The organism is Micromonospora sp. NPDC050276 (assembly GCF_044459545.1).
Taxonomy (GTDB): Bacteria; Actinomycetota; Actinomycetes; order Mycobacteriales; family Micromonosporaceae; genus Micromonospora.
The window spans coordinates 223,994-250,161 of record NZ_JBITJA010000001.1 but is presented as its reverse complement, the minus strand read 5'-3'; the positions used below and the strand labels follow the sequence as shown (position 1 = coordinate 250,161).

Below are 26,168 nucleotides of genomic sequence, written 5' to 3'. Positions count from 1 at the left end.
TGCGGGGGGGCGGGGGTGGCCGCCGGCCCCCCCCCCCCCCGCGCCCACCCCCCGCCCGGGGGGGGGGGGGGCGGCGCGGCCCCCCCCCCCCCCCCCCCCCCCGGGGGGGGGCGCCCGGCGGCGCCCCCCCCCCCCTGACTCCATCGCCTACGGCGCACCGGACCGCGCCGGTCAACCCTTGATGTACGGCTTGCCGTCAGCGGCCGGTGCCCGGACCCGGCCGACCAGCCCAGCGACCGCCAGGATGGTCGCCAGATAGGGCAGCATGGCCAGGAACTGGCTGGGAATCGAGCTGCTGATCGCGCCGAGATAGGTGGCAAGCTGATCGGCGAAACCGAAGAAGAGCGCGGCGAGCAGCGCGCCGGTCGGGTTCCAGCGGCCGAAGATCAGCGCTGCCAGTGCGATGAAGCCCTTACCGCCGATCATGTTCTTGGTGAACGAGTAGAGCGCCAGCGTGTAAGACGCGCCGCCGATGCCGGCGACCACGCCGGCCAGCAGCACGTTGCGGTAGCGCACCCGCAGCACCTTGACGCCGAGCGTGTCGGCGGCGATGGGGTGCTCACCGACCGAGCGGGTCCGCAGCCCCCACCGGGTGCGGAACAGCCCGATGTGGATCACCAGCACCAGGAGCAGCCCGAGGTAGAGGAAGATGTTGCCGCGGAACAGCGCCGGCCCGAGGACCGGGATGTCCTTCAGCAGCGGAATCTCCCAGTTGCTGAAGCGGGGCGCGCTGTTGTACTTCTGCGCGTCGGTCTGCATCAGCCGCTCGTAGAGGAAGCCGGTGACGCCGACCGCCAGCAGGTTCAGCACGATGCCCATGACGACCTGGTCGACCAGGTAGCGGATGGCGAAGACGGCCAGCAGCAGCGAGATGAGCGCACCGCCGATGGCGGCGGCGACCAGGCCCACCCAGACGCTGCCGGAGATGCTGCCGAAGAGGGCACCACTGAAGGCGCCCATCAGCAGCTGACCCTCGATGGCCACGTTGACCACGCCGGAGCGTTCGCAGAGCACCCCGGCGAGGGCACCGAAGATCAGCGGCAGGGCCAGGATGAACGTGCCTCGGATGATGTTGACCAGCGGCATGAAGTTCTGCCCGGCCGGCGCGGCGGAGACCTGCCAGCAGAGGAACGAGAGCACGAAGCCGACGAGCCCGACGCCGAGCACGGTGAGGAACCATCGCTTCGGCACCCCGGCCAGCAGCGCCGCGCCGGCGGCGATCGCGATGATCCCGAACAGGATCGCCCCGATCGTGCCGTTGATCTCCAATGCGGCGCCGGCCGCGTCGTCACTGAGCGTGAAGCGGGCCTGCTGATCGGTGGCGAGCGCGCCGAAGAGCACCGCCGCCAGCAGGCCGAGCCCCAGCAGCGTGAGGCCGACCTTGCGGCTGCGGGTCCAGAAGCCCTCGTCGACCGGAGCGACCGCGATGTCGGGGACAGCCATGGTGGACATGAGTTACCAGCCCTTCGCCAGGCTCGTCTGCAACCGGGCGGCGCGTGCGGCCCGGAGCTGGAAAATCGCCTTCACCAGGGCCGGCGCGGCGATGAAGATGACGATCAGCGCCTGAAGCACGGTCACCAGCTCCAGCGAGATCCCGGAGTACGACTGCATCCGGTTACCCCCGGCCTGTAGTGCCCCGAACAGCAGCGCGGCGAGCAGCACCCCCCAGGGCTTCACCCGCCCGAGCAGTGCCACCAGGATGCCGTCGAAGCCGATCTGCGCGACCACCAGCGGGGTCAGCGCGCTGGCGGTCGATCCGAGCACCATGTTGGAGCCGCCGAGGCCCGCCAGGATGCCGGCGAAGACCATGATCAGGATGTATGTCCGGGTCACGCTGATGCCGGCGGTACGAGCGGCATCCGGGTTGGCGCCGACCGCGCGCAGCTCGAAGCCGAGCGTCGAGCGGTTGAGCAGCCAGGCGACCGCCCAGGTGGCCAGCACGGCGAGCAGGATGCCGGCGTGCACCCGCAGGTTGTCGCCGAGCAGTCGGGGCAGCTGGGCGGAGCTGTCCACCGCCTTGCTGATCGCGTCGGTACGGGTCGGGTCCTGCACCCCGTTCTGCACGATCAGCCAGGTGAGGAAGTACGTGGCGACGTAGTTGAGCATGATCGTGTTGATCACCTCGTGCGCGCCGGCGCGGGCCTTGAGGATGCCGGGGATGAAGCCCCAGATCGCTCCACCCAGCGCGCCGGCCAGCACCGCCACCAGCAGGTGCAGGCCGGGCGGCAGCGGCAGCAGGAAGCCGGCCAGCGCCGCCATGATCACGCCGATGGTGGCCTGACCCTGGGCACCGATGTTGAACAGGCCGCCCCGGAAGGCCAGCGCCACCGACAGACCGGTGAAGACCAGCGGCGCCGCGTAGGTCAGCGTCTCCGAGATCGGCGCGAGCACTGCCTGCCAGCCGTTGGCGCCGTCCAACCAACCGGAGAACGCCTCCGGGTCGAAGATCGAGCCCTTGAACAGGTTCGCGTACGCCTCGCTGACGAGCGTCCAACTCGAGTTGATCGCATCGGACGGGCGGGAGGTGATGTACGAGTAGGTGGAGAGCACGTCCGGATCAGAAATGATCATCAACACCGCGCCGACCACGACCGCGAGCACCAGGGACAGCAGGGTCACCGTGAAGGTGTTGGCCGCCCAGAGGTTGTCCAGGAACAACCGGCCCAGGCTCGGCTTCGGCTCCGACGCCGGGCTGCCCGGCACGGTCGCCGGCTCGGCACGCTCGGTGTTGCCGAGCGCGTTCTGCGCGGCCTGCGCCTCGCTCACCGGCTCCTTGTCCGGCGACCCGGACTGCGGATTGGGGTTGCTCATGCCGTCACTCCGCTTCGCTGCGTGACGCCATGAGGCACCAACCCCCGATAACGATGATTCGCTCGCTGGCGCTCGCTCATGCCGTCACTCCGCTTCGCTGCGTGACGCCATGAGGCACCAACCCCCGATAACGATGATTCGCTCGCTGGCGCTCGCTCATGCCTCGTCCTCGCTCGCGGAGCCCGCGTCGCGCGCCGGGCTCCCGTCTACCACCCCGGGCTTGTCGGCGGCCGGTGCCGCGCCGGGCTCGTCGGCGGTGGGTGCCGCGACGGCTTCGTGGGCCGCGTCCGGGCTGATGCCGGCCATCAGCAGGCCGATCTCCTCGCGCGGGGTGTCCGGGCCGACGATGCCGATGATCCGACCGCGGTACATCACCGCGATCCGGTCGGCCAACCCGATCACCTCGTCGAGTTCGCTGGAGACCACCATGACGGCGGTGCCGACGTCCCGCTCGCGGATGATCTGGCTGTGGATGAACTCGATCGACCCGACGTCGACACCACGGGTCGGCTGGGCGGCGATGAGGAGCTTCAGCGGCCGGGACAGCTCCCGGGCCACGATCACCTTCTGCTGGTTGCCGCCGGAAAGGGTGCCCACCGCCGCGTCGGCCGATGAGGTACGGACGTCGAACTGCTCGATCCGCTCCTTCGCGGAGGCGGCGATCGCGTCCGGCTTCAGCGCGAGCCCCGCGCCGAACGGCGGCCGGTCGTAGATGTCCAGCACCAGGTTCTCCGCGACGCTGAACTCCTTGACCAGGCCGTCGACGCTACGGTCCTCGGGCACGTAGCCGACGCCCGCCCGGAGCACCTTCTTGGGCTTCCAGCCGTCGATCCGGTCGCCGGTCAGGCTCACCGTGCCGGCGAGCACCGGCCGCAGGCCCATGATCGCTTCGATCAGCTCGGTCTGGCCGTTGCCCTGTACGCCGGCCACGCCGAGCACCTCGCCCGCGCGCACGGTCAGGTCCACCCCGTCGACCGCGCGGATCTGCCGGTCGTCGTCGACGACCAGCCCGGCCACCTCCAGCACCGGTTCGCCCGGCGTGGCCGGGGTCTTGTCCACGGTGAGCCGGACGTTGCGGCCGACCATCAACGCGGCCAGCTCGTCCCGGCTGGCCTCCGGCGAGGCGGTGCCGACGGTCTTCCCGCGTCGGATCACCGTGATCCGGTCGGCGATGGCCTTGACCTCGCCAAGTTTGTGGGTGATGAAGACGATCGACTTGCCGGCCGCCTTGAGCGACCGCATGACCGTCAGCAGTTCCTCGGTCTCCTGGGGGGTGAGCACCGCGGTCGGCTCGTCCAGGATGAGCAGGTCGACGTCGCGGGTGAGCGCCTTGACGATCTCGACCCGTTGCTGGATGCCGACCGGCAGGTCCTCGATCACCGCGTCCGGGTCGACCCGCAGGTTGTAGCGCTCGGACACCTCGGTGACCTCGCGCCGGGCGCGCCGCCGGTCCAGGAAGCCGGCGATGCCGCCCCGGACCTGCTCGGCGCCGAGCATGATGTTTTCGGTGACGGTGAAGACCGGCACCAGCATGAAGTGCTGGTGCACCATGCCGATCCCGGCCCCGATCGCGTCGGATGGGCCCTTCAGCTTCAGCGGCTTGCCGTCGACCAGGATCTCGCCCTCGTCGGGCTGGTAGAGCCCGTAGAGCACGTTCATCAGGGTCGACTTGCCCGCGCCGTTCTCGCCGAGCAGGGCATGAATCTCTCCAGGCTCCACCGTCAGGTCGATGTGATCGTTGGCGACCAGATCACCGAACCGCTTGGTGATGCCGCGCAGTTCGAGTCTCAGCGCAACCTCCTGGAGTGCGAGCGATGGTGCAGCCTAGCTGCCGTCAACCCGGCCGGAGCGGTCCGTTGACGTGGTGCGCGATCGGCCGCTCCAACCCCGCGGGGCACCCGCAGAGCCAGAGCGGCCGATCGGTCGTACCTGTCCCCCGCCGACCTCCCCGATGATCTCACCGGAGCGGCCGGCCGGTTGTCACTTGGTCGGCTGGGCCTTCGAGGTGACGGTGATGGTGCCGGCGGCGATGTCCGCCTTGATCTTCTCGACCTCGGTCTTCAGCTCGGCCGGGACCTTGCTCTCGAAGTCGTGGTACGGGGCGATCGAGACACCGTTGTTGGCCAGGGTGCCGACAAAGCCCGGCTTGGCCGGCAGCTTGTCACCGGCGGCGGCCTTCACCACGGCCTCCTTGACGGCGTCCGGGATGTTCTTGACAACGGTGGTGATGATCGCCGAGCAGTCCGGGGTGCTCTCGCAGCCGTCGACGTCCACCCAGATGGTGCTGTACTTGCCGCCGGAGGCCTTGGCCGCCGCGGTGGTGCCGAGGCCGGAGCCGCCGGCGACCGGCATGATGATGTCCGCGCCCTGGGCGACCAGCGCGTCGGAGACCTTCTTGCCCTCGTCCTGCTTGTCGAACGCGTTGGAGAAGGAGCCCTTCTGGGTCTCCTTGTTCCAACCCAGCGCCTGGACGTTCTTCTTCTTGGTGGTGTTGTAGTACGCCACACCGTCGACGAAGCCGTCCATGAAGATCGTCACCGGCGGGATCGGCACGGCACCGTAGGTGGCGACCTTGCCGGTCTTGCTCATCCCGGCGGCCAGGTAGCCGGCCTGGAAGGCGGCCTGCGCGGTGTCGAACTGCATCGGGTAGACGTTGGCGTCACCCGGGTTGGCGTCGACGATGCCGAACTCCTGGTTCGGGTTCGCCTTGGCGATCTTCGAGGTGGCGTTGGCCATCAGGCCACCGACCGCCAGGATGAAGTCGCACTTCTGGTTGACGAACTGCGTCAGGTTCGGCTCGTAGTCGGCCTCCGCCTTCGACGCGACGAACTTGATGTCGATGTTGTCGTTGGCGGCCTTGGCCTCCTGCAGGCCCTTCCAGGCCGAGGCGTTGAACGACTTGTCGTCGATGCCGCCAACGTCGGTAACCATGCAGGCGCTGAACTTCTTGGCGCCACTGCCGGCGTTGTTGTCATCCTTGGGCGCCTCGCCACAAGCGGCGGCGGTGAGCGCGAGCCCACCCACCGCGACGATCGAGGCGATCCGCATCCCACGCACCGAGCGCAAGACGTCTCCTTCCCATTGCACACCGCGCCTAGTGCGGTGGCAGCCCATCAGCCGACCTGCGGTGTGCCGCCGGCTGTCCCACGTTACGGACGGGAGCGTACGCCCGCGCCCACCCACCGGCCGACAATCGTGCACGACTGTTGAGCGCCTGTTACCCGGGTGTAACCCTTGCGTGGGGCAAGTCACTCTTCGTGCTGGTAACCGAGCGCCAAGGCGTCCGCAACGTCCGGTTTTCCGGGGGTCCCCCTCCCCCGGACGTTACCGCCAAAAGACCGCGACCGCCGCGTTGACCAGGGTCAGACCGACGATCGCGAGGAAGTGACCACGGTTGACCACGTCCCGCTTCCGGGAGAAGAAGACCATGACGAAGATCAGCAGGGCGATCACCAACTTCGTCACAAGTTTCGCCGGCGCCGGCTCGTCGCCATCGCGTAGCGGCGCGGAGAGGCCGAGTCCGGTCAGCAACTGGATCACCGCGCCCCACAGCATGGCCGGGTTGATCCGTAGCCGGTCGCTGAGGTACTGGGCGATCGAGCCGCCGAGCAGCAGGGCGAACCCGATCAGATGGACGTAGAGGAGGATGAGTCTGAGAGCTTCCACGCTCACCATACTTCCCTATGAACGACGGATTGTAGTAGTGGGAACCGCCGAGGGGCGCCGATCAGCCGGTCGCCTTCGGGGTGGCACCCGACAGCGCTGGCTCGCGCGGCTCGTCGAGCACCGGTTGCGGCTCCGCGCGGCGATCGCCGCCGAACGCGACGGCGACCCATCCCGCGAGGCTCACCGCCGACAGGAGCATCACCGGCAGCGTCACCCGTTCCACCGAGGTCAACAGCCACCACTCGATGTCGTTCGGGCCGGTCAGGTAGGTCCCGACCAGAACGGCCAGGTAGTACCCGTTGGCCGCCCACACCCAGCCGTCCGCTGCCAGCCCGGTCGCACGGCGGCGGGCCCGCAGGAACAGCGTGCCGAGCACCGCCACCACCGCGGCGCCTACCAGCACCGAACCGACCACGCCCCACAGGGCCGTGATGGTGAGCTGGAACCGCTCCACCAGCTCCACGTCCCGGGACGTCCCGCCACCCGAGCTGCCGTTGGTGATGTCCGACTGGGCATCCAGCAGGCGGGCCAGCAGCGCCCAGGCGCCCCCGGCCAGCACCGGCAGCCAGACCAGCGCGGCGCGCCGCAGGTCGGCGCGGGCCCGCAGGGTGACCAGCAGTGCGACACCCGCGGCGGCCACCAAGCCCTCGTTCTTGGTGAGCGCCGCGACGGTCAGCAGCAACAGCGGCAACAGGGGGCGGCGCAGCGGATCGGCACTGAGCAGCAGGGCCACCACCGCGCCGGCGAAGGCGGCGGACCAGAGCGCGTCGGCGAGGCCGCCGGTCACCCCGTACGTGACGGTCGACCAGGACGTCAGACCCACCCCCATGGCGAGCACCCAGGCCACCGGGGCCGATACCCGATCCAGCGCCCGCCGGACCAGGTGGACCAGCATCGCGATCGCGGAGACGGTGACCGCCGCGCCAACCAGCTGGGCGGTACGGAAGTCCGGCTCGACGACGCTCCACACGGCCGCGACGGGCGCGGAGGCGAATGGCGGGTAGTCGGTGTGTGAGAAGACGAAGGCGGGGCTGCCGATCGCCGCACGCGCGTACTCGCTTCCGTTGGCGAAGTAACCGGCGTGCAGCCACCAGATCGAGTGCGCGTCCCACTGGTAGGCCGGCTCGAAGATCATGAGAGACGGCGGAAGCAGCGGCAGCGCGATCAGCAGCGCGTGCGACCAACCGCCGTACGCCACCGGCTCGCCGGGGCGGCGCAAGAGCCACCAGGCGCCGGCCGCGCCGGCAGCCAACACCAGGGCGACCCAGAGCGGGAGCGGACCGCCGACGACCAGCATCAGGACCACCGCGACGGTGCTCAACAGCGCCGTCACCAGAGGCGCGAGAAGCAGCGCGAGGAAGGGGCTGCGCAGGATCGCGAAGGCCAGCGGGAAACCCGCGACGAGCAGGGCGAGGACGGCGAGAATCGGGGTGGGGTCCATTTCGTCAGTCGGCCTTCCGGACGACCAACCGCGCGCCAGCGCTGGACGGCCGTTTCCGCTCCACCAGGGCGACTCCCACCGAGTAGTCCCACCGCGTCCCCTGGACCACCACACACCCGTGCAGCGCGGCGAACTCGCTCAACCGCTGATGCCACAGGTCCTTGTTGGCGCGGGCCGGAACGAGGGAGATCCGGCTGCCCGAGGGCACCTGTTCGACGAACTGACGCCAGAGCGTCTCGAAGTCGACCTGGTACTGGTGTGCGGTGAGGTCGTGTTCCCGGTCGGCCATCAGGGCCACGCCACGACCGGCGGCCTGCACGGCGCCCTGTGCGGTAAGCAGCAGGCAGCCCACCCCGACGATTGCCACGACGACACGGGCGATCGTCGTCGGGTCCCGGTGCTTGGTGGTCATCATCGACCCGCGAGCGTCTCGGCGGGGATGCCGTCGGGACGGCGCCGGGCCCGTTCCCGGCCCAGGATCCACAGCGCTTCCACCCCGTCCCGCCAGGTGATCTTCTTGCCCTCGGCCCGGCCCCGCGCCCGGTAGGTGATCGGTACGTCGTAGGGACGGATCCGTCGCCGGAGCAGTTTTCCCGTCACCTCGGCCTCCATGCCGAACCCACGGGACCGGATGTTCAGCGACCGGTACAGCTCCACCGGCATCAGCTTGAAGCAGGTCTCCAGGTCGCCGATGTAGGAGTTGAACAGGACGTTCGCCGCCGTCGTCACGCCCCGGTTTCCGACCACGTACCAGAAGCTGTAGGCGCTGTGACTGCCGAAGGTGCGGTTGCCGTAGACGACGGTCGCGTGCCCGTCCAACACCGGCTCCAACAGCTTCGGGATGTCCTGTGGGTCGTACTCCAGATCGGCGTCCAGGATCACCATGTACTCGCCGCGGGCGCTCTCCACCGCCGTCTTGATCGCCGCGCCCTTGCCGGCGTTGCGCGGATGCGTCACGACCCGCAGTCGCGCGTCATCCATCCGACCGAGGATCTCGGCGGTCTCGTCTGTACTGCCGTCGTCGACCACCACGATCTCGATCTCACACGGGTACTGCACCGCGAGGGCCTGCTTCAGGGCCTCCGCGACGCGTTCCGCTTCGTTGTAAACCGGCATCAAGATCGACAGTTGCACGTGAGTCTCCCCGGGAACAGCACCGGACGGCGAATGAAGGGCGGCGGGTCACCAGCGGCTAGTGAAGCAGGCTCGCCACACATTCGCTGGCCCGCTATCGCTGAGCAGCGTTGGGGCAACGCCGAAGCACCCTACCTCGCGACACCCCGGGACTGACTACCCCCGGTCTCATCCCTTGACCGCCCCCGAGGTCAGCCCGGAGACGATGTACCGCTGGAGGAACTGGAAGACCAGCACCGTCGGGATCGCGGTGAGCAGGGTGCCGGCCGCGAAGATCCCGAAGTTGTTGTTGCGCTCGTTACCCTCCAGCAGGCCGTACATCCCCACCGCCAGGGTCTTGGAGTCGGTACTGGTGAGGAACACGTTGGCCATCAGGAACTCGTTGATGGTGCCGATGAAGGCCAACAGCCCGGCGACCGCCAGGATCGGCGCGACCAGCGGCAGCATGATCCGGAAGAAGACCTGGGCGTGCGAGGCGCCGTCCATGGTCGCCGACTCGTCCAACTCCCGGGGCAGCGTGTCGAAGAAACCCTTCATCAACCAGGTGTTCACGCCGAGCGCGCCGCCCAGGTAGAGCAGCAGCAGGCCCCAGGGTGTGTTGAAGCCGATCGACGGCCACAGGTCGGTGATCGTGCCGAAGATCAGATAGATCGCCACGATCGCCAGGAACTGCGGGAACATCTGGATCAGGAGCAGTGCGAGCAGCCCCACCCGGCGGCCCCGGAACCGCATCCGGGAGAAGGCGTACGCGGCGAGCGCCGAGAGGAACACCGAGGCGAACGACGCCACCCCGGCGATCAGCAGCGAGTTGAGGAACCATCGCCCGAAGGCGGTTCGCTCGAACAGCCCGCCGAAGTTGTCGAGGGACACGCCGCCGGTCGGCACCAGCTCGGTGGTGGACAGCGTGCCGAGCGGGTTGAGCGCCGCGGACAGCACGAACACGATCGGAAACAGGCTGAACAGCACGCCGAGCAGAGCGACCAGATGCCGCCAGCCGACCTGGGCGAACCAGCGGTTACGACGCCGGCGGGGGCTCGCGCTCACGCGATCACCCCTTCTGTTCGCGACTGCGGGGCTCGCAAGCTCACTCCTCGCGCTCACGCGATCCCCCTTCTGTTCGCGACTGCGGGGCTCGCAAGCTCACTCCTCGCGCTCACGCGTACACCTCTTCCTGCTTGCGGGTCCGCCGGAAGCTGACCGCGGAGACCACCGCGACGATGGCGAAGATGAACAGCGAGATCGCGGCGGCGAAACCGAACTGCGCGCCCTGCCCGCCGAAGGCCAGCCGATAGGTGTACGTGATGAGCAGGTCGGTGGCTCCGTTGGCCGGGTTGTCGGCGGGGAAGGGCGCGCCCTCCGTGGTCAGGTAGATCGCGTTGAAGTTGTTGAAGTTGAAGGCGAACGACGAGATCAGCAGCGGGGAGAGCGCGACCAGCAGCAGTGGCAGGGTGACCGCCCGGAAGGACTGCCAGGGCGAGGCCCCGTCGACCGAGGTGGCCTCGGTCAGCTCGCGCGGGATGGCCTGCAACGCGCCGGTGGCGACCAGGAACATGTACGGGTAGCCGAGCCAGAGCTGCACCAGGATGACCGCGAAGCGGGCCGTCCACGCCTGCCCGAACCAGTCCACATTGACCCCGAACAGACTGTTGATCAGACCGAAGTCCGCATTGAACATGTCCCGCCACGCCAGCAGCATCGCGAATGACGGCATGGCGTACGGCAGTACCAGCACCACCCGGTAGAGGTTGGTGCCGCGCATCCGGGGTGCGTGCAGCACCAGGGCGATCAGCATGCCGAGCAGGAATGTTCCCCCGGTGGAGGCGATGGCGAAGCCGAAGTTCCACCCGAGAGTGCTGAGGAACGGGCCGGAGATGTTCTCGTCGGTGAGCACGCGGGTGAAGTTGCGCAGGCCGACGTTGACCTTCCAGCCCTGGGCCAGCCGCTCACCGTCGGCGGCGACGAAGGCGCCCGCCTCTTCGTCGGCGGTCCAGGTCTGCCCGGTCTCGGTGTCCCGGATGCAGTCGCAGCCCGCCTCGTACGCCCGCACCGCCTTGCCCTCGTAGGCGCGGGACAGGCCACTGGAGCGCAGCGCGCCGCCGGGGGTGGGCACCACCAGGTCGGTGATCTCCTTGCTGCGGACGCTGGCCTGGCCGACGTTCAGCACGGTGTACCCGTCGGCGGCGGTGACCCTGCCGCCGGTGGCGACCGTGACGTCGGCGGCATCGAGTTGGCGCAGCCCGGCGGTGTCGCCGACGGAGACCGCGCCGGTGGCTGGGTCGGTGACCAGGAAGACCAGCGGACCGGTGGCCGGGTCGCCCGTCGTGGCGATCGACAGGGCGTACTCGGCGGATCCGGGTACCTGGGCGACCGACGAGGACCCGATGGCGACGATCGCATCGTCCTTGCTGCCCCGGTGCCCGTCCCCGAAGTTGGTGAAGGCGGTGCTGGCGGTGTAGAGGACCGGGAAGACCTGGAAGGCGATCAGGAACAGGGTGCCCGGAACCAGGTACTTGGCCGGGATGTGCCGGCGGGTGAGGTACAGGTAGAACAGCCCGGCGGTGGCCGCCGCCAGCAGTGCCAGTCCGGCCCACATTTCGGCGGAGATGAGCGGAAAGGCCGCCCAGACCGCGACACCGGCGGTCAGGCCGAGCAGGAGCACCTTGCCGGCGAGGCCGGTCAGGGTGATCGGCGCGTCCTGGCGGGTGCGCGACGGACGTGAGCGCGGAAGGCGGGAGCGGGCGGGCTCCCGGCCCGGAGCCTGCGTGGCAGACCCCGGGCCGGACAGCGGCGTACTCATTACTTGATCTGGCCGGAGATGGCCTTGCCGGCCGCGGTGATGGTGCTGGTCGGGTCTGCCCCACCGATGACGGCGGCCTCGGCCTTGCCGAACGGGTCCCAGATCGCGGCCATCGCCGGAATGGCCGGCAGCACCTGCCCGTTCTTGCCCGCCTCCTGGAACTTGGCCAGGTCCGGGTCGGTGCCCTTGACCTGGTCGAGGGCGGTGGTCAGCGCCGGCGGCCGGGCCTCGGCGTGGTACAGCGCCACGGCCAGCTCGGGCGTGGTGGTGTAGTTGGCCACGAACTCCTGCGCCAACGCCTTGTTCTTGCCCTTGGCGGCGACGTAGAACGCCTGCACGCCGACGAACGGCTGGGCCTCCTTGCCGCCGGCGAAGCCGGGGATCGCCGAGATGTCGTACTTGATGTTGGCCTTCTTGACGTCGGCCACCGCCCACGGGCCGGAAACCAGGTACGCGCACTTCTTGCCGGTGAAGGTGGCGATCGAGTTGGTGTCCGCGATGGAGCGCTTGAGCACACCCGCGCCCTTCTCGCCGAGTGCCGCGATCTTCTTGAAGGCCGCGATGGACTCGGGCTTGCCCACGCCCAGGTCCTTCGGGTCGTAGTCGCCGTTGGCGCCGGTGCCGAAGAGGTAACCGCCGGCCGAGGTGTACAGCGGGTAGATGTGGTACGCGTCGCCGTTCTGGCCGACCTGGAGGCAGAGCGTCTCGGTGGCCTTCTTGGCCGTCTTGAGCCTCTTGCCGCTGGCCACCAGGTCCTCAATGGTCTTCGGCGCCTCGGGGGCCAGCTCGGTGTTGCGGATCAGCGCCAGGTTCTCCTGCGCGTACGGCACGCCGTAGAGCTGGCCGTTGAAGGTGACCGCCTTGATGGCGGTCGGGTTGAACGCGCTCTTCTGGTCGGCGGCGAGCTGCACCGGGTCGATGGCACCGTTCTGCACCAGGTTGCCGATCCAGTCGTGCGCGCCGACCACCACGTCCGGGCCGCTGCCCTGCTGGGACGCGGTGACGAAGTTGGTCTGCAGGTCCTTGCTGACGGCTTGGACCTCGACGGTGACGCCGTTCTCCTGGCCGAACTTCTCGGCGAACGGCTTGAGGGCGGCGGTCCGCTTGTCGTCCGCCCAGATCACCAGTTTGCTGCCCGCGGCCTTGGGGGTTTCCTTCGCGGCCGGTTCGTCGCTGTCGCCACCGCAGCCCGAGGCGGCGAGCGCCAGGGCGAAGAGGGCGACCACACCCGCGGTACGGATGCGCATCGGTACTCCTGTCGTCATGGCGGGTCCGCCGGGGGAAGGACGGCCCGCCAGTGGAAACCTCTGGAAGTTCTTGCCAACCGGCGCATCGACGTTGCGCCGCTGCTCTCGCATGTTGCGGGGACGTTAGCAAGACGTTGCAGATTATGGAAGGGCTTGCAGAGCACCCCGCAAGAACTTGCCGGTGGGCTAAAGTGCCGCCATGCGCGCTCGACTGTCCGACATCGCCCAGCAGGCCGAAGTCAGCGAGGCCACGGTGTCGCGGGTGCTCAACGACCGCCCCGGCGTGGCACCGGAGACCCGGCAGGCCGTTCTCACCGCCCTCGACGTGCTCGGATACGAGCGCCCCGCCCGACTGCGCAAGCGCAGCGCGGGGCTGGTCGGCCTGGTGGTGCCCGAGTTGGACAACCCGATCTTCCCCGCCTTCGCCCAGGTCATCGAGTCGACGCTGGCGCAGAGCGGGTTCACCCCGGTGCTCTGCACCCAGACCGCGGGCGGCGTGACCGAGGACGAGTACGTGGAGATGCTGCTGGACCGGCAGGTCTCCGGGATCGTCTTCGTCTCCGGCCTGCACGCGGACACCGCCGCCAACCACGATCGCTACCGGGCGCTGCTCGCCCGGCCGCTGCCGGTCGTGATGATCAACGGATACGTGCCCGGCATCGGCGCGCCCTTCGTCTCCTGCGACGACCGGGAGGCGGCCGAGCTGGCCGTCGCCCACCTGGTCGCGCTCGGGCACCGGCGGATCGGCCTGATCACCGGCCCGGACCGGTTCGTTCCGGTGCAGCGCAAGGTGGCCGGCTGGCGCTCCGCGATGACCCGCCTGGCTGGCGTGGCCGAAGCCGACCTGGACCCCCTGGCCGAGCTGTCCCTGTTCGGAGTGGAGGGTGGCGAGGCGGCGGCCGGCCGACTGCTGGACCGCGGCGTCACCGGCGTGGTCTGCGGGTCCGACCTGATGGCGCTCGGCGCGATCCGGGCTGCCCGCCAACGCGGCCGCAACGTGCCCGACGGCCTCTCCGTGGTCGGCTACGACGACTCGCCACTGATGGCCTTCACCGACCCACCGCTGACCACCATGCGGCAGCCGGTCACCGCGATGGCGGTTGCCGCCGTCCGAGCCCTGGTGGACGAGATCAACGGGCACGGCGCCCCGCACTCGGAGTATCTGTTCCGTCCGGAGCTGGTGGTGCGCGGCTCCACCGCGGTAGCGCCGAGTTCCGCCCGCCTCGCTTACGCAAGAACTGCTTGACTCTTGCAGCGCCAGGCCGGCATATTGCTCGAATGATCAGCGCCACCACCCCACCGCACACCACCGACGACGACTGGTGGCGTGCCGCAGTCGTCTACCAGGTGTACGTCCGCAGCTTCGCCGACAGCGACGGCGACGGCACCGGCGACCTCCAGGGCATCCGGCAGCGCCTGCCGTACCTGCGCGACCTCGGGGTGGACGCGCTCTGGCTGACCCCCTTCTACACCTCGCCGATGATCGACGGCGGGTACGACGTGGCCGACTACCGGGATGTCGACCCGATGTTCGGCACCCTCGACGACTTCGACGCGATGATCACCGACGCGCACGCCCACGGCCTGCGCATCATCGTCGACCTGGTGCCCAACCACACCTCCAGCGCGCACCCCTGGTTCACCGCCGCGCTCGCCGCCGGCCCCGGCTCACCGCAACGGGCTCGCTACCTCTTCGCCGACGGCCAGGGCGCGCACGGCGAGCTGCCCCCGAACGACTGGGAGAGCATCTTCGGCGGCCCGGCCTGGACCCGGGTCGCGGACGGTCAGTGGTATCTGCACCTGTTCGACCCGGCTCAGCCGGACCTGAACTGGCGCCACCCCGAGGTCCGCGCCGAGTTCGAGGACGTACTGCGGTTCTGGCTGGACCGGGGCGTGGACGGATTCCGGATCGACGTGGCGCACGGCATGATCAAGGCGGACGGGCTGCCCGACGTCGGCTTCAACTCGATGACCACCGGCCAGCGCCAGGTCGAACTGCTCGGCAAGGGCCGGCTGCCCTACTTCGACCAGGACGAGGTGCACGAGATCTACCGGGCCTGGCGGCCCATCCTGGACAGCTACCCGGGCGGTCGGATGGCGGTCGCCGAGGCGTGGGCCGAGACGCCCCAGCGGCTGGCCCGCTACATCGGCCCGGACGAGCTGCACCAGGCGTTCAGCTTCGACTTCCTCGACGCCACCTGGTCGGCCGACTCGTTCCGCAAGGTGATCGACACGGCGTTGGCCGAGGCGACAGTGGTCGGGGCACCCACCACCTGGGTGCTGTCCAACCACGACAAGCAGCGGCACGTCACCCGCTACGGCGACGGCCCCGAAGGGCTGCGCCGTGCCCGGGCCGCGAGCCTGCTGATGCTGGCCCTGCCCGGCTGCGCCTACCTCTACCAGGGCGAGGAACTGGGCCTGCCGGAGGTCCTCGACCTTCCCGACGAGCTGCGCCAGGACCCGGCGTTCCTGCGCACCGGCGAGAGCCGCGACGGCTGCCGGGTGCCCATCCCGTGGAGCGGCGAGCTGGCTCCGTACGGGTTCGGGCCGGCCGGCAGCGAGCTGAGCTGGCTACCCGCCCCGGCCCGCTGGCAGGAGCTGTCGGTCACCGCGCAGACCGACGTGCCCGGCTCCACGCTGGAGCTGTACCGGGCCGCGCTGCGGATCCGCCACGTTCACCCCGCGCTGGCCGTCGACGCCGACGGGGTCAGCTGGCTGGAGACGGAGCCGGGCGTGCTGGCCTTCGCCCGTACCGCCGGTGCGAGCACGCTGACCTGCGTGGTCAACCTCAGCGGCGCACCGGTCCTGATCGACGGGTACGGTCAGCCGCTCGTCGCCAGCGACGCGCTCACCGAGCAGGGTTCCGGTCTGCTGTTGCCAATTGACGCGGCAGTCTGGTTGGAACAGCGCTGAACGGGTAACTCCCACTCGACCTGGTCGTTCGTCGTGCCCCGCGCCGACGGGCGACTGGGCTACCGGCCCCTTGTGGTGGGGGGTGAGGTGCCACCGGCGCCGCGCGGAGTCCGCTCCGTGCGGCGCCGGTGTCCGTAGGTGGCCGCTGGTGTGACCCGTCGCCGTCGCGGGTACCGCATCGAGCACCGTCGTAACGGAGGTGACCCCATGGTGGTACGGATGGCGCAGTGCACGATCGACGTCGAGAATCTGGACGTGATGGTCGCGTTCTGGTCCGCGGCGCTCGGCTACGAGGTCGAGCAGGGCGACGACGGCAGCGCCAAGCTCTGGCCACCCGGGCAGTCGTCCCCCACCGCGCCCACCGTGTGGTTGCAGGGCTCGGGCACCCCCAAGCGGGGCAAGAACCGGCTGCATCTCGACCTGGTCGCGGATGGCGCCCCGCAGGCCGAGGTACGGCGACTGCTGAGCCTGGGGGCGCGTCCGGTCGACGTCGGGCAGACCGGCACCGAACGGTTCACGGTGCTCGCCGACCCCGAGGGCAACGAGTTCTGCGTGCTGGACGCCCCGCCGGCCCGCTGACGCCGACGGGTGAGCGGTTCACTTCGCGGTGAGCAACGCCGCGATCCGGGTGAAGCCGGCGCGTACCTCGGCCTCGTCCGGCGGCTCGGCGGGCTCACCGTGGCCCGCCTCGTCGGCCGCCGCGTCCAACTCCTCGTCGATCACGTCCTCGAAGTCCCCGTACAGGTCGGCCCCCTCCACCTGGCGGGCCTCGTCCGCGGCGGCGACCTGCGCGGCGGCGATCTCACTGCGGATCTCGTCGGCGGACAGCGCCGGCAGCAGCGGCTCCACCACGGCCATCAGCTGTTCCTCGGCCACCACCGCCTCGGCCAGGGCCAACGCGTGCGGTCGCTCGTACGGCCCGCAGACCACCGGCTCCCACTCGTCGAGGTCGCCGAGCGGACCGAAGGTGATGATCCACGGCAGGCCGAGGAGCGGCGAGTCGGACGGCAGGTCCAGTGTCATGAGTGCGCCCACGCGCTCATCATGGTCGGCAAACGCGAGCGCCGACGCCCTTTCTCCTCAGTTACCGCCCATCCGGCGGTCGATCGGCGTCCGTTCAGCGGCCCGACGAGGCACCGCTCCGAGTCAGCGCGCGTTCGCTCAGTCGTGCCGGGTGGCGTCGACGGCAGCGCGGACGAGAGCGACAGCACGGTCCGGGGGGACGCCCAGCCGCCGGGCCTCGGCGGCGTACTCGACGGCAACCCGGTGCAGCCGGTCGACGGCGTCGTCCCGGCCGGGTGCGACGAAGGTGCCGTTGCGCCCCCGGGTCTCCAGCAACCCGGTCGTTTCCAACTCCCGGTAGGCGCGGGCCACCGTGTTCGCGGCCAACCGCAGGTCGGCGGCGAGCTGCCGGACGGTGGGCAGCCGGCTGCCCACCGGCAACCGGCCGTCCCCGATCAGCTCGGCGAGCTGCACCCGCACCTGCTCGTACGGGGGCACCGGCGAGTCCGGGTCGACCATGATCAGCACGTCCGGCACCTCCGCCATCAGCCCGCCCCGCCCGGTGCACCGGGGTCGATGCCCTCGTCGACGTCCTTCGGTGGGGCGGGGGTCTCCGCCAGGTCCACCACCCGGCCGTTGGTGCTGGTCGCGAGCAGCGCCGCGCCGAACAGCACCAGCTGGTTGAGCAGGTAGAGGTAGAGCAGCAGACCGACGGCGCCGGCCACCACCGTGTACGCCGGATTCCGCTCGGTACGCACCACGTAGTACCGCCCCACGGTGTTCAGCAGCGTGATGCCGACCGCCACCAGCACCACCACCGGGCGCAGCCGGGACCGGCTCATCCGCAGCCGGGGCACGGCGAGCAGCAACGCGGTGGCGAGCACGGTGTTGACCAGCACGCTGAGCACCGCGCTGATCGTGGTCAGACCCACCGACCCGGTGCTGCGCAGCAGAAAACCCAGCAGCGACTCCAGCGCGTCCACCGCCGCGACCGAGACACCGAGCAGCACGAAGATGCCGATCATCACGCCCAGGTCGACGAGCCGCCGCACCACCAGGTTGCCGGGCTGCTGGTTGAGCGCGTACATCAACCGCTGGGAGGACCGGATGGCCTCCACCCAGCCGATGCCGGTGAAGACCAGGATGACCAGGCCGACCACACCGACCGTGCCGCTGGAGTTGGCGATCTGCTGGGCGTCCAGGAACGGCAGGTTCTCCTTGAGGAAGTCGGCCGCTGCCGCGCTCACCTCGTCGTTGTCCTCGAGGATGGCGCCGAAGATCGAGTACGCGACCAGGGCCAGCGCGAACACCGCGAAGAAACCGTAGTAGGCGATCGCGGCGGCCAACCGCCCGGCCAGCACCTCGGCGTACAGCGCGCCGGCCCGCCACACATGATCGAAAATCCCCGACCGGTGGCGCGCGGCGCTCACCCAGCGGTCGATGCCCGCCTCGATCCGGCCGATCACGTTCACGCGATCATCCTCGCCGATCTCCGACCGCTGTAGGGGCAACCGGCTTCCGATGCTCGCCGGCCGGCGCGTCGCCGACGGCTCAGTTGCCGAGGCAGAAGTCCCGACGCGGCTGCCACCGGGCCTGCCCGCTGTGCGAGAAGAGGGTGAACGCGTCGACCTCGAACATCGCGGAGAAGTCGGCCAGATCCTCGTACACCTTGTCCAGGGCCTCCGGTGCCACGTCCTGTGCCACGGTGACGTGCGGATGGTACGGGAACCGGAGCTCGCGGTGCAGGCCCGGCGCCGCGGCGATGGCCGCGGCCAGCAGCTCGCATTCGCTGATCCCGGCGGCCACCGCGACGAACACCACCTGGGTGACCGGACGGAACGTGCCGGTGCCTCGCAGGTGCAGCGTGAACGGCAGGTGCGCGGCGGCGACGGCAGCCAGGTGCCGCTCGACCGCGGGCAGGTTGGCCGTCTGGATCTCGGTGGGCCCGAGCAACGTCACGTGCGCGGGCACCGCCAGCGGATCACCGGCCTCGACCCGCCGCCGGGTGAGCTGGGCACCCCACGGCTCGGGGATGTCCACGGCGATGCCGATCTGGATGGTGTCGCCGGTCGGCGGCACCCCGCCACTGCGATCCACGCTTCGCGCCGCCCCTCCGACCACCGACCCGTCCACCTGTACCGCGGAGCTACTCGCCGCGCACGGGCGGGAAGAACCCGACCCGCTCGTACGCGGACCGCAGGGTCGTCGCGGCCACCGCACGGGCCTTCTCCGCGCCAGCCGCGAGCAGCTTGTCCAGCTGCGCCGGGTCATCGAGGTAGGAGCGGGTGCGCTCCTGGATCGGGCGGACGAAGTCGGCCACCACCTCGGCCAGCTCCTTCTTCAGGTCGCCGTAGCCACGGCCCGCGTACGCGGCCACCAGCTCGTCGATGCTCCGGCCGCTGAGCGCCGAGTAGATGGTCAACAGGTTGGACACACCCGGCTTGGTCTCGGCGTCGAAGACGATCTCCCGACCGGTGTCGGTCACCGCCGAGCGGATCTTCTTGGCGGACCGGGCCGGATCTTCGAGCAGGTCGATGATGCCGGCCGGCGAGGACGACGACTTCGACATCTTCGCGGTCGGGTCCTGGAGGTCGGTGATCTTGGCAGTGTCCTTGACGATGTGCGGCGCGGGCACCGTGAACGTCGCGCCGAACAGCGAGTTGAACCGCTGGGCCAGATCGCGGGAGAGCTCCAGGTGCTGGCGCTGGTCCTCACCGACCGGCACCGCGTTGGCCTGGTAGAGCAGGATGTCGGCGGCCTGCAGGATCGGGTAGGTGAACAGCCCGACGCTGGACCGCTCGTTGCCCTGCTTCTGCGACTTGTCCTTGAACTGGGTCATCCGGCTGGCCTCGCCGAAGCCGGTGATGCAGCCGAGCACCCAGGCCAACTGCGGGTGCTCGGGCACCTGCGACTGAACGAACAGGGTGCTGCGTTCCGGGTCGAGCCCGACCGCGAAGAGCTGGGCCGCCGCCACCCGGGTCCGCTGGCGCAGCAGCGCCGGGTCGTGCCCCGCGGTGATGGCGTGCAGGTCGACCACGCAGTAGAACGCGTCGTGCGTGTCCTGTAGTGCCACCCAGTGCCGCACGGCGCCCAGATAGTTGCCGAGGTGGAACGAGTCGGCTGTCGGCTGGATGCCGGAGAAGACGCGGGGCCGGGCGGGAACGTCGGACATGGCGATAATTCTGTCAGCAAGCAACCCGGTCCGTCATGACGGGCCGGCGGGTCGGCTCCGGCCCGCCGGTGCCGGGCTGCTGACCTCGCGTGGCTCGCCCGCACCGACCCGGCGCGTCGGCCCGGCCGCGACCCGCCGGTGCTGCCCCGCCACCGCCTCCCGGGCCTGCTCGGTGCCGTGTTCACGGCGCTGCCCGGTGTCCTGCTCGGGGCTGTGCTCGCGGCGCTGCTCGGGGCTGTGCTCGCGGCGCTGCTCGGTCGGGCGCGCGGCGGAGACCGCGAGCCGGGCCACCCGGCGGCCGTCCAAGGTGAGCACCCGCAGCAGCCAGCCGGCCGGCAGATCGGCCGGACCAGACGCGCCGATGTCCGCGGGTTCACCGGGCACCGGCACCTCGTCGCCGGTCACCGGGAGTCGGCCCAGCGCGGCCATCACGAACCCGCCCACCGTCTCGTACGGGCCGGCGGGCAGCGCCACCCCGGTCCGTTCGGCGAAGTCGGCGAGGTTGAGGCGGCCGTCCACCACGGCGGGTAGGCCATCGTGCACCGGGTCCGGAGCGGCGTCGTACTCGTCGTGGATCTCACCGATCAGCTCCTCGACGAGATCCTCCAGGGTGATGATCCCGGCCGTACCGCCGTACTCGTCGACCACCACCGCGAGGTGCTGGCCCTCCCGGCGCATCTCGGTCAGCGCGGCGAGCACCCGTTTGCTGCCGGGCAGCCGCTTCACCTCCCGGGCCAGCTCCCCGACGGTGACGCACGGGTCCGCGTCCGGACGCAGCAGCACGTCACGGAGGTGTACGAAGCCGACCACGTCGTCGTGGGTGCCGTCGGTGACCGGGTAGCGGGTGTGCGTTTCGGTGCGGACCAGTCGAGCGGCCTCGACGATGGTCAACCGGGCCGGGAGGAAGACCACCTCGGTACGCGGCATCATCACCTCGCGGATCAGACTGGCACCGGCCACCAGGACCTCGTCGATGATCCGCCGCTCGTCCGGGTCGAGCACCGTGTTCGCCGCGACCAGATCCCGCAGGTCGGCCTCCGAGATGCGCTCCCGGCCGGCCGCCGGACCGGTGCCGAGCAGATCGGTGACGAGTCGGGTGGCACCATCTGCGGCGCGGACCAGCATCCGGGCGACGGCCCGGGCGAGCGGGCCGGGGTCGCGACGGGGGTGCACCCGCGCGTGTCGCCGGAGCCCGGTACGGGCCGCTTCCCGCATGACAGAGATGGTAGACACCGTGGGCCCACCGCATCGGGGATCACGCGGAGCGACCCGCGGATGTTCGGCTCTGTTTAAACGTGAGAGATTATGATGGAATGGGGTTTCACGGGGGTATCGGCGCGGCTGTCAGCCACCGCCCTAGTGTGATCACCGGAGGGCACCGTCCCGGGCGGGCCAGGCAGGAGGCAACGACGTGAAACTGCTCGTCACCGGGGGCGCCGGCTTCATCGGAAGCGTGGTGACCCGGATGCTGCTCGACGCCGGCCACCAGGTGGTCATCCTGGACGACCTGCGCACCGGACACCGCGCGGCCCTCGCCCCGGACGCGACCCATGTCGAGGCGTCCATCCACGACGCCGCCCGCGTCATCACCGCGGATGCCGGCTTCGACGGGGTGCTGCACTTCGCCGCTCTGATCGCCGCCGGCGAGTCGATGGTCAAGCCGGAGCTGTACTGGCAGACCAACACCATCGGCTCGCTCGCCCTGATCGACGCGGTCCGGGCAGCCGGGGTGCCCCGGATGGTCTTCTCCTCCACCGCCGCCGTCTACGGCAACCCCACCGAGCTGCCCATCAGCGAGAACGCGGTCAAGGCCCCCACCAACACGTACGGTGCCACCAAGCTCGCCGTCGACATGGCGCTCACCTCCGAGGCGATCGCGCACGGGCTGGCCGCCGTGTCGCTGCGCTACTTCAACGTGGCGGGCGCCCACCTCGACGGTGACGTCACGCTCGGCGAGCGGCACGACCCGGAGACGCACCTGATCCCGATCGCGCTGGACGTCGCCGCCGGCCGGCGGGAGAAACTTCAGCTCTTCGGGGACGACTACCCCACCGTCGACGGTACCTGCGTCCGCGACTACATCCACGTCGCCGATCTGGCCCGCGCGCACCTGCTGGCGCTGGACGCGGCAACCAGCGGCCAACACCGCATCTACAACCTGGGCAACGGCAACGGGTTCACCAACCGGCAGGTCGTCGACGTGGTCCGCGAGGTCACCGGGCACCAACTGCCCGTCGAGGTCGCACCGCGCCGCGAGGGCGACCCGGCCGAGTTGGTCGCGTCCTCCGCGCTGGCCCGCGAGGAGCTGGGCTGGGTGCCGCAGAAGCCGACCCTGCACGACATGGTCGGGGACGCCTGGGCCTTCTACCGCGCACACATCCTGGAGAGGTCATGACCCAGCCCACCGGTGACGTCGCCGAGCGGGCCGCCGCCGGCTTCACCGCGCAGTTCGGCGGTCGGGCTTCCGGCCGCTGGGCGGCTCCCGGCCGGGTCAACCTGATCGGCGAGCACACCGACTACAACGATGGCTTCGTGCTGCCGTTCGCGCTGCCGATGCGTACCGTCGTCGCGGCTGACCGGCAGGACGGGGAGCGCTGGACGGTCTGGTCCGAGCTCTCCGGCGAGGCGATCACCTTCGGCGCGGACGACGTCGCCGAGCCGGGGCGGGTCACCGACTGGGGCGCGTACGTCGCGGGTGTGGTCTGGGCGCTGCGCGAGGCGGGTCATCCGGTGCCGGGCGCCCGGCTGGCGATCGCCTCCGACGTGCCGCTGGGCTCCGGGTTGTCCTCCTCGGCCGCGCTGGAGTCGGCCGTGCTGGCCGCCCTGCTCGACCTCGGCGGGTTGGAGCTGGCCGCGGAGCTGCAACCCCGGCTGGCCCAGCGGGCGGAGAACGTCTACGTGGGCGCGCCGACCGGCATCATGGACCAGTCTGCGTCGATCCGCTGCCGCGCTGGGCACGCCCTCTTCCTGGACTGCCGGGACGAGTCGGTCGAGCACATCCCGTTCGACCTGGCGGCCGCCGGGCTGGCGGTGCTCGTGATCGACAGCCGGGCGCCGCACCGACACGCGGACGGGGAGTACGCGGCCCGCCGCCGATCCTGCGAGGCCGGCGCGAGTGCGCTCGGGGTGACCGCGCTGCGGGACGTGGGCATCGACCAGCTCGACGCCGCGTTGGCTCAGCTCGACGACGAGGAGACCCGGCGACGGGTCCGGCACGTGGTGACCGAGGACCAGCGGGTACTCGACACGGTGGCGCTCCTTCGCGACGCCCGGGTCCGCGACATCGGCCCGCTGCTGACGGCCTCCCACGTCTCGATGCGCGACGACTTCGAGATCACCGTGCCGGAGATCGACACCGCGGTCGAGGCGGCGTTGGCGGCCGGTGCGCTGGGCGCGCGGATGACCGGCGGTGGCTTCGGCGGGTGCGTGCTGGCGCTGATCGAGGCCGACCGGGCCGATGCCGTGACCGCCGCCGTCACCAGCGCGTACGCAGAACGAGGTTTCACCGCCCCCACCACCGTGACGGTCCTCCCCTCCCCCGGCGCCACCCGCCTGCCCTAACCCCCCCACCCCCCGCCTGCCCTGCCCTGCCCCGCCCTGCCCCCAACCAGGTTGATCAAGAGGTTTGCGTCAATTCACGCCCACATCCTGACGAAAACCTCTTGATCACCGGTGGGGGGTCGCGGGGGGGGCCGGTGGGGAGGGTAGGGGGTGGGGGTGGGTTAGGAGGCTTCGACGATCATGGCGGCGCCTACCGTGCGGTTGGTTGCCTCGTCGATGATGACGAAGCCTCCGGTGGTGCGGTTGCGGCGGTACTCGTCGGCCAGCAGCGGCACCGTGGTGCGCAGCCGCACCCGGCCGATCTCGTTGAGCCGCAGCTCGTCGGCCGACTCGTCGCGGTGCAGCGAGTTGATGTCCAGCCGGTAGTGCAGCCCGCGCACGATCGCCCGCGCCGAGCGGGTGGTGTGCTTGATCGCGTACCGGCCGCCGACCCGCAGGGGTGCCGTCTCGTCCATCCAGCAGACCATCGCCTCGATGTCCTGGGCCACCGCCGGTGCGTTGTTCGGCCGACAGATCAGGTCACCCCGCGAGATGTCGATCTCGTCGGCCAGTCGTACCGTCACTGACATCGGCGGGAACGCCTCCGGGACCGGACCGTCGGCGGTCTCCACGGCGGCGATCCGGCTGGTGAAGCCGGAGGGCAGCACCATCACCTCGTCACCCGGCTTCAGCACGCCGGAGGCGACCTGACCGGCGTAACCGCGATAGTCGGTGACCGTGGTGGACTGCGGACGGATCACGTACTGCACCGGGAACCGGACGTCGACCAGGTTGCGGTCGCTCGCGATGTGCACCCGCTCCAGGTGGTGCAGCAGCGACGGGCCCTCGTACCAGGGCATGTTGTCCGATCGGGTGACGATGTTGTCGCCGCGCAACGCGGAGATCGGCACCACGGTGAGGTCCGGTACGTCGAGCTTCGCCGCGAACGCGGTGAACTCGTCGGCGATCCGCTCGTAGACCTCCTGCGACCAGTCCACCAGGTCCATCTTGTTGACACAGAGGACCAGGTGCGGCACCCGCAGCAGCGAGCACAGGAACGCGTGCCGGCGGGACTGCTCGACCAGGCCCTTGCGCGCGTCCACCAGGATCAACGCCAGATCAGCGGTCGACGCCCCGGTGACCATGTTGCGGGTGTACTGGATGTGGCCCGGCGTGTCCGCGATGATGAACTTGCGGCGCGGGGTGGCGAAGTAGCGGTATGCCACGTCGATGGTGATGCCCTGCTCCCGCTCGGCCCGCAGACCGTCGGTGAGCAGCGCCAGGTTGGTGTATTCGTCACCGCGGGCCGCGCTGACCGCCTCCACGGCGGCCAACTGGTCGGTGAAGAGCGACTTGGTGTCGTAGAGCAGGCGGCCGATCAGGGTCGACTTCCCGTCGTCCACGCTGCCGGCGGTGGCGAACCGCAGCAGGTCCATAGCCCGGGCCTCCGGCCCGGCCCCGGTAACAGCCCGGGCCTCCGCATTCGCGGACCCCACGATCTCGGTGCTCATCAGAAGTAGCCCTCCCGCTTGCGGTCCTCCATGGCGGCCTCGCTGACCCGGTCGTCACCTCGGGTGGCGCCGCGCTCGGTGATCCGGGTGGCCGCCACCTCCTCGATGACCTTCTCCACGGTGTCCGCGTCGGAACGGACCGCGGCGGTGCAGGAGGCGTCGCCGACGGTGCGGTAGCGCACCTGCGCCTTGAACCGCTCCTCACCCGCACGGGGGCGGAAGAACTCGTTGACGGCGTAGAACATGCCGTCCCGCTCGATCACCTCGCGCTCGTGTGCGTAGTAGATCGACGGCAGCGGGATGCGTTCCCGGGCGATGTAGTGCCAGACATCCAGCTCGGTCCAGTTGGACAGCGGGAAGACCCGGATCGACTCGCCCGGGTGGTGCCGGCCGTTGTACAGCGACCACAGCTCCGGCCGTTGGTTCTTCGGGTCCCACTGACCGAACTCGTCGCGGAAGCTGAACACCCGCTCCTTCGCCCGGGCCTTCTCCTCGTCGCGGCGGGCGCCGCCGAACAGCGCGTCGAAGCGGTGCTTCTCCACCGCGTCCAGCAGCACCGGTGTCTGGATCCGGTTGCGCATGCCGTCGGCGGACTCCCGGACCATGCCGCTGGCCAGGGCCTCCGGCACGCTCGCCACCACGAGCTGCAACCCCAGCTCGGCGACCCGCTGGTCGCGGTATTCCAGGACCTCGGGGAAGTTGTGCCCGGTGTCGACGTGCATGACCGGGAAGGGGATGTTGGCCGGGGCGAACGCCTTCTGCGCCAGCCGCAGCATGACGATCGAGTCCTTGCCACCGGAGAAGAGCAGCACCGGGCGTTCCATCTCGGCGACCACCTCGCGCATCACGAAGATGCTCTCGGCCTCCAAGGCGTCCAGGTGGGAGACCTGATATGCCGCGGGGGTGGTCATGACACGGGCTCGATTCGCTCGCT

At 70.2% G+C, this 26,168-nt stretch carries 24 protein-coding genes; 5 read left to right on the top strand and 19 right to left on the bottom strand.

Going from position 1 to position 26,168, the window contains the following annotated elements; all coding sequences use genetic code 11:
• Positions 1 to 171 precede the first annotated feature (171 nt).
• From ACIBF8_RS01215 to ACIBF8_RS01165, 11 genes are all read right to left on the bottom strand, one after another.
• Positions 172 to 1,452, bottom strand: a complete 1,281-nt coding sequence (locus tag ACIBF8_RS01215) for an ABC transporter permease (RefSeq protein WP_396780317.1) — start codon at positions 1,450 to 1,452, stop codon at positions 172 to 174.
• A 3-nt stretch (positions 1,453 to 1,455) separates the two neighbouring features.
• Complete coding sequence (locus tag ACIBF8_RS01210) at positions 1,456 to 2,811, bottom strand: ABC transporter permease (protein ID WP_396780316.1); 1,356 nt, start codon at positions 2,809 to 2,811, stop codon at positions 1,456 to 1,458.
• A 156-nt stretch (positions 2,812 to 2,967) separates the two neighbouring features.
• A complete protein-coding gene (locus ACIBF8_RS01205; protein ID WP_396780691.1) occupies positions 2,968 to 4,542 on the bottom strand; it encodes an ABC transporter ATP-binding protein in 1,575 nt (524 codons plus the stop codon).
• Positions 4,543 to 4,791: 249 nt separating this feature from the next.
• The gene (locus tag ACIBF8_RS01200; RefSeq protein ID WP_396780690.1) at positions 4,792 to 5,859 is read right to left on the bottom strand and encodes a BMP family protein; all 1,068 of its coding nucleotides are present in this window, start codon (positions 5,857 to 5,859) and stop codon (positions 4,792 to 4,794) included.
• A gap of 276 nt (positions 5,860 to 6,135) precedes the next feature.
• Positions 6,136 to 6,477, bottom strand: a complete 342-nt coding sequence (locus ACIBF8_RS01195; protein WP_396780315.1) for a hypothetical protein — start codon at positions 6,475 to 6,477, stop codon at positions 6,136 to 6,138.
• Positions 6,478 to 6,538: 61 nt separating this feature from the next.
• Complete coding sequence (locus tag ACIBF8_RS01190) at positions 6,539 to 7,918, bottom strand: hypothetical protein (RefSeq protein WP_396780314.1); 1,380 nt, start codon at positions 7,916 to 7,918, stop codon at positions 6,539 to 6,541.
• Between the two features lie 4 nt (positions 7,919 to 7,922).
• Positions 7,923 to 8,333, bottom strand: a complete 411-nt coding sequence (locus ACIBF8_RS01185) for a hypothetical protein (protein WP_396780313.1) — start codon at positions 8,331 to 8,333, stop codon at positions 7,923 to 7,925.
• On the bottom strand, positions 8,330 to 9,052 hold the full coding sequence (locus ACIBF8_RS01180; RefSeq protein ID WP_396780312.1) for a glycosyltransferase family 2 protein: 723 nt from the start codon (positions 9,050 to 9,052) through the stop codon (positions 8,330 to 8,332). The genes ACIBF8_RS01185 and ACIBF8_RS01180 overlap by 4 nt, the downstream gene beginning before the upstream one ends.
• 168 nt (positions 9,053 to 9,220) lie before the next feature.
• The gene (locus tag ACIBF8_RS01175; protein WP_396780311.1) at positions 9,221 to 10,096 is read right to left on the bottom strand and encodes a sugar ABC transporter permease; all 876 of its coding nucleotides are present in this window, start codon (positions 10,094 to 10,096) and stop codon (positions 9,221 to 9,223) included.
• A 109-nt stretch (positions 10,097 to 10,205) separates the two neighbouring features.
• On the bottom strand, positions 10,206 to 11,849 hold the full coding sequence (locus tag ACIBF8_RS01170; RefSeq protein WP_396780310.1) for an ABC transporter permease subunit: 1,644 nt from the start codon (positions 11,847 to 11,849) through the stop codon (positions 10,206 to 10,208).
• Positions 11,849 to 13,096, bottom strand: coding sequence for an extracellular solute-binding protein (locus ACIBF8_RS01165; protein WP_396780309.1), 1,248 nt, complete (start codon positions 13,094 to 13,096; stop codon positions 11,849 to 11,851). The genes ACIBF8_RS01170 and ACIBF8_RS01165 overlap by 1 nt, the downstream gene beginning before the upstream one ends.
• Positions 13,097 to 13,295: 199 nt before the next feature.
• On the opposite strand from ACIBF8_RS01165, the gene ACIBF8_RS01160 reads away from it, so the two are divergent.
• The 3 genes from ACIBF8_RS01160 (at position 13,296) to ACIBF8_RS01150 (ending at position 16,588) form a co-directional block, all read left to right on the top strand.
• A complete protein-coding gene (locus ACIBF8_RS01160) occupies positions 13,296 to 14,342 on the top strand; it encodes a LacI family DNA-binding transcriptional regulator (RefSeq protein ID WP_396780308.1) in 1,047 nt (348 codons plus the stop codon).
• 32 nt (positions 14,343 to 14,374) lie between these two features.
• Positions 14,375 to 16,009, top strand: coding sequence for a glycoside hydrolase family 13 protein (locus ACIBF8_RS01155; RefSeq protein ID WP_396780307.1), 1,635 nt, complete (start codon positions 14,375 to 14,377; stop codon positions 16,007 to 16,009).
• 207 nt (positions 16,010 to 16,216) lie between these two features.
• Positions 16,217 to 16,588, top strand: coding sequence for a VOC family protein (locus ACIBF8_RS01150; RefSeq protein ID WP_396780306.1), 372 nt, complete (start codon positions 16,217 to 16,219; stop codon positions 16,586 to 16,588).
• An 18-nt stretch (positions 16,589 to 16,606) separates the two neighbouring features.
• On the opposite strand, the gene ACIBF8_RS01145 is transcribed toward ACIBF8_RS01150, so the two are convergent.
• The 6 genes from ACIBF8_RS01145 to ACIBF8_RS01120 form a co-directional block, all read right to left on the bottom strand.
• The gene (locus tag ACIBF8_RS01145) at positions 16,607 to 17,044 is read right to left on the bottom strand and encodes a hypothetical protein (protein WP_396780305.1); all 438 of its coding nucleotides are present in this window, start codon (positions 17,042 to 17,044) and stop codon (positions 16,607 to 16,609) included.
• Between the two features lie 126 nt (positions 17,045 to 17,170).
• Positions 17,171 to 17,557 carry a GntR family transcriptional regulator gene (locus ACIBF8_RS01140; RefSeq protein ID WP_396780304.1) on the bottom strand — a complete coding sequence of 129 codons (387 nt, stop codon included), beginning with the start codon at positions 17,555 to 17,557 and terminating at the stop codon, positions 17,171 to 17,173.
• Positions 17,557 to 18,483, bottom strand: coding sequence for a YihY/virulence factor BrkB family protein (locus ACIBF8_RS01135; RefSeq protein ID WP_396780303.1), 927 nt, complete (start codon positions 18,481 to 18,483; stop codon positions 17,557 to 17,559). The genes ACIBF8_RS01140 and ACIBF8_RS01135 overlap by 1 nt, the downstream gene beginning before the upstream one ends.
• A 79-nt stretch (positions 18,484 to 18,562) precedes the next feature.
• Positions 18,563 to 19,132, bottom strand: coding sequence for a 2'-5' RNA ligase family protein (locus tag ACIBF8_RS01130; protein ID WP_396780302.1), 570 nt, complete (start codon positions 19,130 to 19,132; stop codon positions 18,563 to 18,565).
• Positions 19,133 to 19,157: 25 nt separating this feature from the next.
• Positions 19,158 to 20,183: a tryptophan--tRNA ligase gene (trpS, locus tag ACIBF8_RS01125; protein ID WP_396780301.1), complete on the bottom strand. Its 1,026-nt coding sequence runs from the start codon at positions 20,181 to 20,183 to the stop codon at positions 19,158 to 19,160.
• A gap of 33 nt (positions 20,184 to 20,216) precedes the next feature.
• Positions 20,217 to 21,398, bottom strand: coding sequence for a hemolysin family protein (locus tag ACIBF8_RS01120; protein WP_396780300.1), 1,182 nt, complete (start codon positions 21,396 to 21,398; stop codon positions 20,217 to 20,219).
• Positions 21,399 to 21,594: 196 nt separating this feature from the next.
• Between ACIBF8_RS01120 and galE the strand changes: the two genes are divergently transcribed.
• Together galE and galK are read left to right on the top strand one after the other, a co-directional pair.
• On the top strand, positions 21,595 to 22,578 hold the full coding sequence (galE, locus tag ACIBF8_RS01115; protein ID WP_396780299.1) for a UDP-glucose 4-epimerase GalE: 984 nt from the start codon (positions 21,595 to 21,597) through the stop codon (positions 22,576 to 22,578).
• Complete coding sequence (galK, locus tag ACIBF8_RS01110; RefSeq protein ID WP_396780298.1) at positions 22,575 to 23,744, top strand: galactokinase; 1,170 nt, start codon at positions 22,575 to 22,577, stop codon at positions 23,742 to 23,744. The genes galE and galK overlap by 4 nt, the downstream gene beginning before the upstream one ends.
• Before the next feature lie 161 nt (positions 23,745 to 23,905).
• Here the strand turns inward: galK and ACIBF8_RS01105 are convergent, their stop codons facing one another.
• Positions 23,906 to 25,234, bottom strand: coding sequence for a sulfate adenylyltransferase subunit 1 (locus ACIBF8_RS01105; RefSeq protein ID WP_396780297.1), 1,329 nt, complete (start codon positions 25,232 to 25,234; stop codon positions 23,906 to 23,908).
• Positions 25,234 to 26,145 carry a sulfate adenylyltransferase subunit CysD gene (gene cysD, locus ACIBF8_RS01100; RefSeq protein ID WP_396780296.1) on the bottom strand — a complete coding sequence of 304 codons (912 nt, stop codon included), beginning with the start codon at positions 26,143 to 26,145 and terminating at the stop codon, positions 25,234 to 25,236. Before cysD ends, ACIBF8_RS01105 begins: the two co-directional genes overlap by 1 nt.
• Positions 26,146 to 26,168: the final 23 nt, after the last annotated feature.